Here is a 14,644-nt window from a genome sequence, read left to right on the forward strand (position 1 = left end):
TATCCAACAGTTGTCAGAAAAAAATGTCTCATTTGTTGCGTACATCTCGCCTTCTTGCCTGGCTGTTTCTTACCGGCCTGAGTGCCGCCGTTATCGTAACCTCAGGCTTCTATCTGTATCTTCGCCCCGGACTTCCACCGGTTGCGCAGCTGCTGGAAATAAAACTCCAGACACCTCTGCGGGTGTACTCCGAAGACAAGAGATTAATAGCAGAATTCGGTGAAAAGAGAAGGGCACCGATCACAATAGAACAGATCCCAACAATTCAGTTACAAGCCTTTATGGCCGCTGAAGACTCGCGCTTTTACGAGCACTTCGGGGTCGACATCAAAGGCCTGGCGCGGGCTGCCATCGAACTGATCTCAACCGGGGAGATCCAGTCAGGGGGCAGTACCATCACAATGCAGGTTGCAAAAAATTACTTTTTGTCACGCGACAGAACCTTTATACGGAAGTTCAACGAGATACTTCTGGCTCTTCAGATAGAACGTGAACTCGATAAAAACCGGATTCTAGAGCTCTATCTGAACAAGATCTATCTCGGCAACCGCGCTTACGGGATTGCCGCCGCAGCCCAGGTTTATTACAACAAGCCCGTCGCCCAGCTTTCGCTCGCCCAGATGGCCATGCTCGCGGGCCTTCCAAAAGCTCCGTCTGCCTTCAACCCGCTGGCCAACCCCGAGCGCGCAATGATTCGCCGGAACTGGATCTTGGGCCGGATGAAGGATCTGGGATACATCACCCCGGACGCCCATGAGCTTGCACTTTCAGCCCCGCTCACGGCCAGCTACAACAGTACTGACACGGAAGTTGACGCTGATTATGTTGCCGAAATGGCCCGCTCCGAACTGGTTCGTCGCTTTGGCGAAGACGCCTATACAGATGGCTACACCGTCACACTCACCGTTGACAGCAAGAAGCAGCAGGCTGCCACGGAAGCTCTCAGGGATGGCCTGGAGGCTTACGATCGGCGCCATGGATTCCGGGGCCCGATCGGTCAGATTGATCCGGAGACTCTGACCGAGGCCAACCTGTCGGAGCTTGTGCAGAACTACCCCCGGGTGGAATCCCTGATTCCTGCCATCGTTACCAGCGTTGACGACAAGACCCAAAATGTCCGGGTACACGCTCGGATGCTGGGCTCCGCCATCATGCCTTTCGAAACCATGACATGGGCAAGGCGATATAAAACCGAAGACCTCACTGGCCCAGAGCCGGAAAAGCCCTCAGATGTGATCGCAGCGGGGGACGTTGTCTACGTGCGAACTCAGGCGCCGAGGCCCATGGCGACAACTTCCGAAAAGCAAGAAGACAGCAGCGGGAACGCAGAGAATGCGCAGCCGGCCGGACCGGCAATCGTATCACTGGCGCAAATACCCCGGGTTGAAGGCGCACTTATCTCTCTGGACGCCCAAACCGGGGCCATTCAGGCCCTCACTGGGGGCTACAGCTTCGGCCAGAGCAAATACAACCGGGCCATCCAGGCGCAACGACAACCCGGCTCCACCTTCAAGCCCTTTCTTTACCTCAGCGCACTTGAAAGCGGCATGACACCAGCCACTATCTATAATGACGCGCCGATTGTGTTTGATGATTCCGAACTCGAGTCCGCCTGGCGCCCCCAGAATTCATCCGGGCAATTTTATGGGCCAACCCGACTTCGTGAAGCCCTTTATCGCTCGCGGAACCTGGTTTCCATCCGGCTACTGCGTGACCTTGGCATCGAGAATACAATTAATTTTCTCGCAGAGCTGGAAATTCCCGTCGAAAACATGCCAAACAACCTCTCTCTGGCACTCGGCAGCGGCTTGCTCACCCCCATGGAGCTTGCCAGAGGCATGGCTATCATTGCCAATGGCGGATATGACGTTCAACCTTACCTGATCGAAACCATTAAGGACGTCCGCGGCGAGACCATCTACCAAGCTCCGAAAACCGTCCTGTGCGACCAGAACTGCGACAAGATCGCGGAGAAGAACGAAACCAGTAGAACGAGCACGGAAGCAGAGCCTGCTTCGGAAGATACCGATAACACACAGCAGGTGCGAGTGATGCGCCGGCTCGCGGATGAACGCTCAGTATTCATTCTTCACTCGATGATGCGGGATGTCATCCGCCTTGGCACAGGTCGCCGGGCCCGGGCCTTGGGACGCGATGACATTGCAGGCAAGACAGGCACTACCAACGAGCAAAAAGACACCTGGTTTGCAGGCTTCAATCATGAACTGGCCACAACAACGTGGGTTGGACTTGATCAACCGGCACCCCTGGGCAGAGGCGAGTTTGGCGCGAGCACGGCATTACCCGTCTGGCTGGACTATATGAAAGTCGCCCTTGACGGCGAGCCACCGTCCTTCATGCCCCGACCCAATGGCATCGTGAACATCCGGATCAACCCGGAGACCGGACAGCGGGCAAGACCGGGAGAAGACGGTGTATTTGAAGTCTTTCGGGAAGAGGATGCACCACCGCCACTGTTGTCCGAAGAAGAGAGCGACCGCAATGGGAGCTCCGGAGAAAACGATCTTTCGCGCAGAATTTTCTGATTAAAGCAGCACAGATATAAAAAAACCGGCGGGATCACCGCCGGTTTTTTTATTGCCTAGAACAACGTATCAGATGATGTCGTCCATGGACTTGAGCGGGTAATGCGCAGGGTAAGGGTTACGAGCAACCCCGGAATCCACGGCGGCCCGGGCAACCGCCGCAGGCACTACCTCAAGCAAACGGACATCCATCGGCTTGGGAATGATGTATTCCTTGCCGAACTCAAAGCTCTCGACACCGTAAGCCTCACAGATCTCCTGCGGCACCGGCTCCTTGGCCAGTTCGCGAATTGCGTTTACGGCTGCCACTTTCATCTCTTCGTTGATCACCGTGGCGCGAACGTCCAGCGCTCCGCGGAAGATGAACGGGAAGCCCAACACATTGTTGACCTGGTTCGGATAATCGGAACGGCCGGTCGCCATGATCAGATCACTGCGAGCTGCCCGAGCAACTTCCGGATTGATTTCCGGATCAGGATTAGAGCATGCGAACACGATCGGGTTCGGAGCCATTTTCTTGAGCTGGTCGCCGGTCAGAAGGTCCGGGCCGGAAAGGCCAAGGAATACATCCGCACCGTCGATGGCATCATCAAGCGTACGCTTGTCCGTATCATTGGCGAACATCGCCTTGTACTGATTCAGATCATCGCGACCAGAGTGGATCACACCCTTACGATCAAGCATGAAGATGTTCTCAGAGCGAATACCGCAGCTGATCAGTAGCTTCATGCAAGCAATGGCGGCTGCACCGGCACCCAGGCAAACCACCTTCGCCTCTTCAATCTTTTTGCCCTGCAGTTCGAGGGCATTGATCATGCCGGCTGCAGTGACGATAGCGGTTCCGTGCTGGTCATCATGAAAGACGGGCACGTTGCATTTTTCAATCAGAGCGCGCTCAATTTCAAAGCACTCCGGCGCTTTGATATCTTCTAGATTGATACCACCGAAGGTATCCGCAATACGCTCGACCGTTTCAATAAACGCCTGCGGGCTTTCGGAATTGACTTCAATGTCGAAGACATCAATTCCGGCAAAGCGCTTGAACAGTACGCCTTTGCCTTCCATAACCGGCTTGCTCGCCAGCGGACCCAGGTTGCCCAAGCCAAGAATCGCAGTACCGTCAGAGATGACAGCCACCAGGTTGCCCTTGGCGGTGTACTTGTATGCATTCTCCGGGTCCTTAGCGATCTCTCGGACCGGCTCGGCAACCCCGGGGCTATACGCCAGGGAAAGGTCGCGGGAAGTCTTGGTTGGCTTGGTGATTTCAACACTCAGCTTACCAGGCCGCGGCTTGGCGTGATATTCAAGGGCTGCTTCTTTCAGATCTTGAGACATTGCCACTGTTCCGTTTGTCACGTTTAAAGGTAATAAGCCGCCGGAGCTTGCCCAACGGAGCGCGACATTATGGCCCGCCAGACCCAAAACGACAAGTGGCTGGTGAACATTTTGCAAACAGTCAATAGGGCTAATTGCGTATGCACTCTTAAGCTACACACATTACCAAAGGCCACAAAAAAAGCGCCCGGAGGCGCCTTATCGAATCTGCAGCAATCAGTCTTTCTTGCCACTGATACGTCCGCCGAAACGCTTCTGGAAACGGTCGATACGGCCACCGGTGTCCATGACTTTCTGCTTACCGGTGTAGAATGGGTGACACTGTGAACACACATCCAACTGCAAATCGTTCGTGTAGGTAGAACGTGTCTTGAAGGTGTTACCGCAGGAACAGGTAACGGAAATATCTTCGTACTTGGGGTGGATACCTTCTTTCATGGCGAACCTCGTTAGGTCATGCCGCTACCTGATCACGGGGTATCTGATCTACCCTGGCGCCAGGCACCGCATGTTTGAATCAATTGAGAAGACGGGGCACAATCATGCCCTGCCGGAAACAGACCGCGAATCTTACTTGCAATTACCGCGGCAGGCAAGTACCAGCCTGATTTCCGGACCCGCCGAACAGTGATTTCGCGGCAGGCCGCCGATTACTAGCCGATCACTACAGGATAGGGAAAAACCGTGACACTCGTTTTCCAGTGGAGCATTCAGTGCCGTTGATTGCACGCATTGCCCTTAACCGTCCTCTGCGCCGGCTCTTCGACTATATTATTCCTGAAGACATCCAGCTTGTCGCCGGGCAGCGGGTACGAATTCCTTTTGGCCGCCAACAGACAACAGGCCTTATTGTACAAACGGGGGTGGAGCCCCCTTCGGGAGTCCGCCTTAAACCTGTGTTCGCGGCTATGGAGGACTGGCCGGCATTGCCGGAGGAGACCGTCAACCTTCTCAGCTGGGCCAGCGACTACTATCAGCATCCTCTGGGCGAGTGCCTGTTCACTGCCCTGCCCCCCGCCCTAAGGCGAGGACGCAAAGCGGAAGAGAAGTCTGTGGAGTGGTGGGTGGCCAGCGACCACGGCGATTTCCTTCCAGCCAACGCCCACCGCCAAAAAGAATTGCTTGAATGGCTCAGCCAGCAAACCCGGGGCGCAGCCGGCAGCGACATCATCAGGGCCGGATTTACCCGCGCCCAATTGAGGGCCCTCAACGACAAACAGTTGATCAGAACCATCTCACCACCCATTTCGGGCTCGAAGCCCGAGGCACCTGAACTACTGGCGAGGAGACCAACCCTCTCCGCTGCCCAGGCGGCCGCGGCCGAAGAGCTGGCCGCCCCCGGAGAAGGATTCACTGCCTCCCTTTTATACGGAATTACCGGCAGCGGAAAAACGGAAATCTACCTGCACTACCTGAAACAGCAACTTGGGGCAGGCGACCAGGCTCTTGTACTGGTTCCGGAAATCAACCTTACCCCACAGACCGTCGCCCGCTTCAGGCAATATTTTGGTACGCGCATTGTAGTGTGGCATTCCGCGCTTAATGATAGCGAGCGCCTGACCACCTGGTTGAAGATTCGCGAAGGCGAGCCCATCATCCTGATCGGCACACGGTCGGCTGTTCTGCTGCCGTTTACCGGGTTACGCACAATCATTGTTGATGAAGAGCATGACAGCTCCTATAAACAAGGCGAGGGCTTCCGGTATTCCGGCCGCGACGTGGCGGTTTACCGCGCGCACCTGAACCGCTGCCCGGTCATCCTCGGATCGGCCACGCCGTCACTTGAATCCGTTTACAACGCGGAACAGGGCAAATACCGCCTTGTAAAACTCGAAGAGCGCGCGGGCAATGCGGCCCCACCGATCATCAGCCTGCTGGACATTCGCAGCCGCCCCCTGGAAGGCGGGCTTTCCCGGCCTGCCCTGAACGCCATTGAACAAACGCTCGCCCGGGGTGAACAGGCATTGGTTTTTGTCAATCGCCGCGGCTTTGCGCCGGTCATGATGTGCTTTGACTGCGGCCACATGGTCGAGTGCCCCCGCTGCGACACCCGGCTTACCTATCACCGCCGGGACCGGGCCATGAGATGCCACCACTGCGACTACCAGACGGCAGCCACCGACCATTGTCCGAAATGCCAGAGTGAGGCCTTCAAACCCGTTGGCCAGGGCACTGAAAGAACCGAGGACATTCTGGCATCGGCCTTCCCGGATATTCCCGTTGTGCGGGTCGATCGCGACAGCACTCAGCGCAAGGGCAGCATCCAGAGCATCCTGAGCCAGGTTAACAGTGGCAAACCATGCGTACTCGTTGGCACGCAAATGCTGGCCAAAGGCCACGATTTCCCCAACGTCACTCTCGTGGTGGTGGTCAACGCCGATGGCGGTCTGTTCAGTGTCGACTTCCGGGCGCCTGAGCAGCTCATTCAGACCCTGCTGCAGGTCAGCGGCCGCGCTGGCCGAGGCACGAAACCGGGAAAGGTGCTGGTGCAAACCTGCCACAGCGACCATCCATTGTTGAGAACCCTCTGCGAGGGGCATTATCTGGACATCGCCGAACAGCTCCTCAGCGAACGCAAGGAAAGCCAGTTCCCGCCATTCCGCGCCATGGCCATTTTTCGGGCAGAAGCCGACACCATGGAAAAGAGCCTGCAAGTTCTGGACGCCATCAAACCGCTCACCAACGCCCCCGGCATTGAAACCTGGGGCCCACTACCCGCAATGATTGCCCGACGCGCCGACAAACACCGCGCGCAACTGATCCTGAATGCCCAAAACCGAAAGCGACTGAACACCCTTTTGACCGGAGTGTGCCAGGAACTGGACCAGAGAAAGCTACCGGCTGGCGTGAGGTGGATGATTGATGTTGATCCTCAGGAAACAGGGTAAACGTGGACCCGCCCACATATCTGCAAACCGTTACAAAGTTTTTCAGAAATGAATACCAATCAGCCTTGCTGTGATAGATCCTATGCTATGATTTTCAGCAAACTAACAACGAAACCTGAAAACATACCTGAGCTTGCGTTTCTCGTGCAGGGAATGCGCATTTAAAAGGCTTTTGCTGTAAACGAAGACTGGAGAAAAATATAATGTCCGGGAATATATTTGCGCGTGTCGCAGCACTTATCCTGACCCTGGCTCTCGCCGCCTGCGGTGGGGACAGTGGGTCAAGCTCTTTATCGGGCGTGGGAGATAGTAATACCGGAGGAACAGACACCCCATCCGAGACCGTTTCCGTAGGTTCAATTCAGCTGGTTAATGAATCTCCTCAGATTTCCACGAACGGCAGCGACAACTCTCGCATCACTGCATTTATCAAAGACAGCAATGGTCGGGTTCTCGAAAACGTAAACGTATCCTTTGCCGCGAACAACAATGGCACCGTCCTTGTTGAAAACGCCATAACCGGCGCAAACGGAGAAGCTACCGCTCTGGTCTCCGCAGAGGGTGACGCTCAAAACAGAACGATTACAGTGACTGCTTCCGCCGGGAGCATATCTCAGACAACAACCGTGACCGTTACCGGCACATCCATCTCGGTAACCGGCCCTTCTTCCATTGTGGCCGGCGCGTCTGCAACCTACACCGCGAGACTCCTTGACGCTGACGGGCGCCCAATAACAGGCGAAAACGTATCGGTGTCAACAGCCCTTGGCAACCAGATAACAAATGCTGCGTCTTTCTCAACTGCAGCCGACGGCACCGTAACATTTGATCTGGTTGCACAATCCGGCGGCTCCGAAGTCATCACTGTTAACGCATACAGCGGGGCTGGCTTGGTAACAGCAGAGAAGTCGATTTCCATTTCTCCCGATGCGTTCAGTTTCTCGTTACCAGGTAGCAACGCCGAGATCGAACTGAACACAACCCAGCAGATTGAGATCGAATGGCTGTCTAGCGGCACCCCAGTTGCAGACGGGACCGGCGTTGTCTTCGAAACCACACGAGGAACTTTTTCGCAAAGCGCCTCCAGCACAGCGACTGTTACAACGTCCGGAGGCACAGCGACTGTAGACATTTCTTCAACAAACGTGGGTCCCGCATCGGTCACCGCCCGGAGTCAAGCAGCCGGAGGTCCCTCAGCGCAACGTACTTTTGAGTTCGTTTCGACAACCCCTGCGCAACTAAACCTTCAGGCTGACAAGACACAAATTGGTCAAAACGAATCGGCAGTAATCCTGGCTACCGTGCGTGACAGCAATAACAATCTTGTAAAAAATGCTACCGTTAACTTCACCCTTGACGATATCACCGGCGGCTCGCTTTCCGCAGGTTCAGGTGAAACTGACAGCCAGGGACAAACCCAGGTTACCTATACGTCGAGCTCAATCTCCAGCTCTCTGGACGGGGTCACCATAACGGCAACCGTGCCGACCACAGCTATCTCGCAAAACTTGTCTCTCACAGTGGGCGGGCAAGCCCTGCGCATCAATATCGGCACAGGTAACGAGATCGTCGAATCCGGCTTAACCCTATACAAACAACCTTGGACAGCCATTGTAACCGACGCCAACGGTAACGCCTCGGCGAACCGTTCCGTACAGGTTAGCGTTATTCCAGTGCGTTATTTTAAAGGCTTCTACACCAGGCTGACTGATGCCGACCCATGGGTACCAACCTACACAGTAGCCGACGGTTGCGCGTCCGAAGATGTCAACAACAATGGTATCCTGGACGACGCTGATATTGATGCGAACAACAACGGCTCACTGGAGCCCGACCCATCAGCGACGGTACCAAGAAATCTCACTACTGGAACCGACGGGACGGTAACCTTCGACCTGACCTATCTGAAGAGCGAATGTTCCTGGATCGAAGTTGATCTTATTGCTACAACGAGCGTCCAGGGTACTGAATCTCAGGCACGCCAAAGATTCACCCTATCCTGCACAGCAGACGACCTGGATTCGGATGCTCCTCCAGGAAGTGGTGACAGCCCTTACGGAATCGCGACCAGCTGCGCGGATCCTGATTAACCAAATCAAGGGAGGGGCACCTTACCCCTCCCTTGATTTCATTGTTTGAGTCTCCCCTACCTTTCCGCGATAATACTCGCCTTCTATTTCTGACGGGCGCCCTGCCCCAACACCAATTCTCCTGTAAACCGAGTCACCTGACAGCATGAAAGAAACCGTTTCCGACCTGCTCCAGTCTGCACTGGCTGCGCTGCAATCCGAAGGCACATTGCCTGCCGACCAAACCTTTACGCCGCAAGTGGGCAATACCAAGGACAAGTCCCACGGGGATTACGCCTGTAACATTGCCTTGGTAGCGTCCAAAGCAGCCGGATGCCCGCCCCGTCAGTTGGCGGAAGCGCTGATTGGTAAACTGCCAAAGAGTAAGGCAGTGGAGAAGGTGGAGATTGCCGGACCAGGCTTTATCAACTTCTTCATGAGCACCGCCAGTGCCTTCGAAGTCGTTAACACCATCCTGGATGAGGGCGAAAGCTTCGGCCGCAACGATCAGGGCAAGGCCGAGAAAGTACAGGTTGAGTTTGTATCCGCCAACCCTACCGGCCCTCTGCATGTCGGCCATGGGCGCGGAGCGGCGATCGGCGACTGCCTGAGTCGATTGCTGGAAGCCAACGGCTACGACGTCACCCGGGAGTTTTACTACAATGACGCCGGCGCCCAGATCAACAACCTGGCGCTCTCGGTCCAGGCACGCGTGAAAGGCCTTACACCGGAAGACGAGAGCTGGCCGGCCGATGGCTACCGTGGTGATTACATAGTCGATGTCGCCAAGGCGTATCTGGCCGGTGAGACAGTGACAGCGGATGACCGGGAAGTCACGGCCAAGGCGGATCCGGAAGACCGCGACGCCATCCTGGAGTTTGCCGTGGCCTACCTGCGCCGGGAGCAGGATCTGGACCTGAGAGCCTTCGGTGTTGAGTTTGATGTCTACTTCCTGGAATCTTCCCTCTATAAGGAAGGCAAGGTTGAGGCAACGGTGAAGCGCCTGCAGGAAAGCGGCTACACCTACGAGCAGGACGGCGCCCTGTGGCTCAAAACCACAGAGTTTGGTGATGACAAGGACCGTGTCATGCGCAAGAAGGACGGTGGCTACACCTACTTCCTGCCGGACGTGGCCTACCACCTGGACAAATGGCAACGGGGCTTTACCACCGTTATAAACGAACAGGGTGCTGACCATCACTCCACCGTTACCCGCGTTCGCGCTGGCCTGCAGGCCCTGAACGCCGGCATTCCGAAAGGCTGGCCGGATTATGTTCTACACCAGATGGTAATGGTCACCCGCTCCGGCCAGGAGGTAAAGATCTCCAAACGGGCCGGTAGCTATGTCACCATCCGGGACCTGATTGATGAAGTTGGCCGCGACGCCACCCGTTTTTTTCTGGCCGCCCGGAGAGTCGACTCCCAGTTGACCTTCGACATTGATCTTGCCCGGTCCCAGACCAATGAAAATCCGGTGTATTACATCCAGTACGCCCATGCGCGGATCTGCAGCGTACTTCGGAAGCTTGCCGAGGAAGGCGTGCAGCGTGGCCGGAACGAATGTGTAGGCGATTTGGAGCTACTGACTCTGGACGAGGAAAAAGAGCTGGCCAATCAATTAGCAAAATATCCGGAGCTGATCATCAACTCCGCCGCCCAGCGTGAGCCGCACCACCTGACCCACTACCTGCGAGACCTCGCGGGGCAGTTTCACACTTATTACAACGCCCATAAGGTATTAATCGAAGACACAGCCACCCGCGATGCCCGTGTCAGCCTTTACCTTGCAATCAGGCAGGTCATCGAAAACGGTCTGGATCTGCTGGGCGTCAGCGCCCCGGAAGAGATGTAGAACCCAATGTCCCGAGATTACGCCCGTAAAGACAGGTCACCCAAGGGTTCAGCCACTCCGCGCCGCGAGCCTGTGAAACAGGCCAGGGCGAAGGCGGCCAGAGCAAAACCGGCGGCAACAGCCCGCTTGCAGCAAGGAGGGCTGTCGTTGAAATGGATTTTGTCTCTGGCAACCGTCGGCGGGTTCATCGGGTTTATTGTCTACCTGAACTCCCTGCCGCCCGGACAGGGCGGCAATGTTCAGCCGGGGACTGAAAAGGCGGCCCAACAAACAGCCAGGAAACCGGCGGAAACGGCCCGCCAAGAAGACAAGAAACCGGCATTTCGTTTTTATGACATGTTGCCGGAATCCGAGGTCGTGCCTCCAAAGGTTGACGAATACACGCCTGGCCCAACCCAACAGAACTTCAACTACCTGGTGCAGTCAGGCTCATTCCGCAGCAAGGAAGACGCCGAACGCCAGCGGGCCCAAATTGCCTTCCAGGGCCTGCGTGCCAGCATCCAGCGGATTGATCTGGACAGTGGCTCCATCTGGTACCGGGTCAACGTTGGGCCGTTCACCTCCCGCAGCCAGATGAATTCCGCAATCGACAAGCTGGTCTCGCTCAACATTCAGCCTTTGGTTCGAAAAATCCCCAAAGAAGGTTGATCTTCAGGGCTCGGGGCAAGCACCTTGAATTCCGATCATGCGCCTCCATAACTTGCGGATACCAAGTTTAACCAGGCAATTGGAGCCCCAATGACTACCATTCTTTCCGTCAGACGCGATGACGAAGTTGCCATGGGTGGCGACGGCCAGGTTTCCCTGGGCAATACCGTAATGAAAGGGAATGCCCGAAAGGTTCGCCGCCTCTACAATGGCCAAGTGATCGCCGGTTTTGCCGGCGGCACGGCCGATGCCTTCACGCTGTTCGAGCGATTCGAGGCCCAGCTTGAAAAACATCAGGGCAACCTGACGAGGGCCGCCGTGGAGCTGGCAAAAGATTGGCGAACCGACCGGGCTCTGCGCCGACTGGAGGCCTTGCTGGCGGTAGCTGATAAAACCGCCTCGCTGATTATTACCGGCAACGGTGATGTTATTGAGCCGGAACAGGGGTTGATTGCCATCGGCTCAGGCGGTCCTTTTGCCCAGGCCTCGGCTCGGGCACTGCTCGAGAACACCGATTTGTCAGCCCACGAGATTGTCGAGAAGGGCCTGGATATCGCCGCCGATATCTGCATCTATACCAATCACAATCGCACCCTTGAAGTGCTCTCCAAAAACGACTGATCCGGAGCAACCATGTCTGCAATGACACCCCGTGAGATTGTCCACGAACTCAACAAGCACATCGTGGGCCAGCAAGAAGCCAAGCGGGCGGTAGCGATCGCCCTGAGAAACCGCTGGCGCCGGATGCAGCTGGACAGCAGCCTGCGCGATGAGATCACCCCCAAGAACATTCTTATGATCGGCCCCACCGGCGTCGGTAAGACCGAGATTGCCCGGCGCCTGGCCAAGCTGGCCGATGCACCGTTCCTGAAAGTCGAAGCCACCAAATTCACTGAGGTGGGTTATGTCGGCCGTGACGTCGAATCCATTATCCGGGATCTGGCGGATATGGCTGTGAAAATGCTGCGTGAAGCCGAGATGAAGCGCCATGAAAGCCAGGCCCTGGATGCCGCGGAGGACCGGATTCTGGACGCGCTCATTCCGCCACCGAGGGATTTAAGTGAAGACAGCCAGCGCAGCTCGGACTCATCCACCCGCCAGCTGTTCCGGAAAAAGCTTCGGGAAGGCGAGCTGGATGACAAGGAAATTGAAATCGACTTGCGCAGCTCCAGTGCCGGGGTGGAGATCATGGCACCTCCGGGCATGGAGGAGATGACCAATCAGCTGCAAAGCATGTTCTCCAACCTTTCCTCAGACAAGCGCAAGACCCGCAAGATGAAGGTCGCGGATGCGCTGAAGCGGGTCAAGGAAGAGGAGGCCGCCAAGCTTGTGAACGAAGAGGAGATCAAGCAGAAGGCAGTGCTGGCAGTGGAACAGAACGGCATCGTGTTCATTGATGAAATTGACAAGGTGGCCAAGCGCTCGGAGAACACCTCATCGGATGTGTCTCGCGAGGGTGTCCAGCGTGACCTGTTGCCGCTGATCGAGGGCAGCACGGTAAGCACCAAATACGGTACAGTGCGCACCGATCACATCCTGTTCATCGCCTCCGGCGCGTTCCATCTGTCCAAGCCTTCGGACCTTATTCCGGAACTTCAGGGCAGACTGCCAATTCGGGTGGAGCTGCAGGCTCTCAGCCCTGAAGACTTCAAGCGTATCCTGACCGAACCTGATGCATCGCTGGTTCAGCAGTACGAGGCGCTGTTGTTAACCGAAGGCGTAGAACTGACGTTCCGCGAAGACGCCATCGCCCGCATTGCCGAGATTGCCTGGAAAGTTAACGAGAACACCGAAAACATTGGTGCTCGGCGGCTTCATACGGTGCTTGAACGGTTGCTTGAGACCCTGTCCTTCGATGCCGGTGACAAGGTCACCGATGGCTTTGAGGTTACGGCCGAGTATGTGGATGAACGACTTGGAGAACTGGCTGAGGACGAGGATCTGAGCCGGTACATCCTCTGAATGCAATGCCATGTCAAAAGGGCCCAGATGGATCATCATCTGGGCCCTTTTTATTGGCTTGTCCGAAAGGTGCTCCCGGAGCCTTACTCGGCTTTCGAGAAAAGATGGGTGACATTTCCCAATCCTGCTACCAACTTTCCCTTGTCCGCTTTCTTCTTTCTGCCCTTGGCGACATACAGAGGCAGCATCTCGCCGTAAAGGCTGGTACTGATCGTGCGTTGTTCGTCTTCCAGACGATCCCGCCGCAGTTTGATGCCGTATTTTGCCAGCTTGGGCTCCAGCTGGTCTGCGCGGTTCAGGAGATCCCGTCGGGTCATCTGGTAGGCATGTTCACAGACCATACGCCGGGACTGGAAGCTGAACACATTGGAGAAGAAAAGCTTGGCATCGTCACGGGTAGGCTCGAACAGCAGAATGTCCTTGTCCGGGTAGTCTCGGGCGTATTGAGCAATTCCGGACTGCATTCGTGAGTAAACCATGGTCCGGAACATTTGCGACAACAGGTTGGGCATACCGGAACGTGTCAGCTCACCCGGCTTCATTGATCCGGCACGGACCGCAGCACTGGCATCAATAGGCACTTGGGGATTCACGGCAAACACAAGGTCCGCGCCATCCTCAAAAGCAACGGATGCGTGCAAACCCTTGCGCAGGGTACCATCCACGTAATAGCGGCCATCAATCTCCACGGGCACATACAGACCAGGCGAAGAAGTGCTTGCCTGAATTGCCTTGGAAATGGGCACATGATCAAACCCTGGAGCGCCAAAACAGACCGCCTCCGTACTCTCGACATCTGCCGCCACAATATAAAGACTGCGTTTCAACTGACGGAAATCGTTAGTTCGCCCCAGCATGGTAAAGGCACGCTTGAGGTACTCATGCAGGCCTTCATTATCAAACAATCCCGCTGGAGCCGCCTGCGCCAAAATGGTCATGGCTTCCAGCAGACTCTGATCGTAGGGGTTATTGACAAACCGCCGGACTGCAGTTGAAACCAGCCCGGGCACCGCCAGCAAACGGCTGCCAATTTCCCGGAACGCAGGACGGAAAAATACTTCCGGATGAAAAGGATGAACTTCCGCCTCATTGCGCACAAAAATACGACACAGTTGTGCGGTGGTCATCTGGTTGGCCAGATTCGCCGCCACAAAAGAACCGGCATTTACCCCGACATAAACATCGATATTGTTGAAGTCGAGGCCGTCCAGAGCTTCGTCCAGGGCGCGCAATGCTCCAATCTCGTATATTCCGCCCAAAGGGCCACCACCGCCCAGGGCAAGCCCGATGCGTGGAGCGGATTTGAGATCAGCTGGCGCCTTCATAGCCTTTCCTTTTCCGGAG

At 56.0% G+C, this 14,644-nt stretch carries 10 protein-coding genes; 7 read left to right on the plus strand and 3 right to left on the minus strand.

Annotated elements, in window-relative coordinates:
* Positions 1 to 23: 23 nt before the first annotated feature.
* Positions 24 to 2,546: a penicillin-binding protein 1A gene (locus tag ACN0XM_RS18175; protein ID WP_417568349.1), complete on the plus strand. Its 2,523-nt coding sequence runs from the start codon at positions 24 to 26 to the stop codon at positions 2,544 to 2,546.
* Between the two features lie 69 nt (positions 2,547 to 2,615).
* On the opposite strand, the gene ACN0XM_RS18180 is transcribed toward ACN0XM_RS18175, so the two are convergent.
* Positions 2,616 to 3,881: a malic enzyme-like NAD(P)-binding protein gene (locus ACN0XM_RS18180; RefSeq protein ID WP_417568350.1), complete on the minus strand. Its 1,266-nt coding sequence runs from the start codon at positions 3,879 to 3,881 to the stop codon at positions 2,616 to 2,618.
* Positions 3,882 to 4,097: 216 nt separating this feature from the next.
* Positions 4,098 to 4,319, minus strand: coding sequence for a 50S ribosomal protein L31 (gene rpmE, locus ACN0XM_RS18185; RefSeq protein WP_417568351.1), 222 nt, complete (start codon positions 4,317 to 4,319; stop codon positions 4,098 to 4,100).
* A 275-nt stretch (positions 4,320 to 4,594) separates the two neighbouring features.
* On the opposite strand from rpmE, the gene ACN0XM_RS18190 reads away from it, so the two are divergent.
* The 6 genes from ACN0XM_RS18190 (at position 4,595) to hslU (ending at position 13,300) form a co-directional block, all read left to right on the plus strand.
* The gene (locus ACN0XM_RS18190; protein ID WP_417568352.1) at positions 4,595 to 6,769 is read left to right on the plus strand and encodes a primosomal protein N'; all 2,175 of its coding nucleotides are present in this window, start codon (positions 4,595 to 4,597) and stop codon (positions 6,767 to 6,769) included.
* A gap of 203 nt (positions 6,770 to 6,972) precedes the next feature.
* The gene (locus ACN0XM_RS18195; RefSeq protein WP_417568353.1) at positions 6,973 to 8,859 is read left to right on the plus strand and encodes an Ig-like domain-containing protein; all 1,887 of its coding nucleotides are present in this window, start codon (positions 6,973 to 6,975) and stop codon (positions 8,857 to 8,859) included.
* A 145-nt stretch (positions 8,860 to 9,004) separates the two neighbouring features.
* Positions 9,005 to 10,690: an arginine--tRNA ligase gene (argS, locus tag ACN0XM_RS18200; RefSeq protein ID WP_417568354.1), complete on the plus strand. Its 1,686-nt coding sequence runs from the start codon at positions 9,005 to 9,007 to the stop codon at positions 10,688 to 10,690.
* Positions 10,691 to 10,696: 6 nt separating this feature from the next.
* Positions 10,697 to 11,338 carry an SPOR domain-containing protein gene (locus ACN0XM_RS18205; RefSeq protein WP_417568355.1) on the plus strand — a complete coding sequence of 214 codons (642 nt, stop codon included), beginning with the start codon at positions 10,697 to 10,699 and terminating at the stop codon, positions 11,336 to 11,338.
* A 90-nt stretch (positions 11,339 to 11,428) separates the two neighbouring features.
* Positions 11,429 to 11,959 (plus strand): ATP-dependent protease subunit HslV, encoded by a 531-nt coding sequence (gene hslV / locus ACN0XM_RS18210; RefSeq protein ID WP_008170810.1) that lies wholly within the window; start codon positions 11,429 to 11,431, stop codon positions 11,957 to 11,959.
* A gap of 12 nt (positions 11,960 to 11,971) precedes the next feature.
* Positions 11,972 to 13,300, plus strand: coding sequence for an ATP-dependent protease ATPase subunit HslU (gene hslU / locus ACN0XM_RS18215; RefSeq protein WP_417568356.1), 1,329 nt, complete (start codon positions 11,972 to 11,974; stop codon positions 13,298 to 13,300).
* Positions 13,301 to 13,383: 83 nt separating this feature from the next.
* On the opposite strand, the gene ACN0XM_RS18220 is transcribed toward hslU, so the two are convergent.
* The gene (locus tag ACN0XM_RS18220; protein WP_417568357.1) at positions 13,384 to 14,625 is read right to left on the minus strand and encodes a patatin-like phospholipase family protein; all 1,242 of its coding nucleotides are present in this window, start codon (positions 14,623 to 14,625) and stop codon (positions 13,384 to 13,386) included.
* Positions 14,626 to 14,644 lie beyond the last annotated feature (19 nt).

The organism is Marinobacter sp., assembly GCF_048269445.1.
In the GTDB taxonomy this organism is placed as follows: Bacteria; Pseudomonadota; Gammaproteobacteria; order Pseudomonadales; family Oleiphilaceae; genus Marinobacter.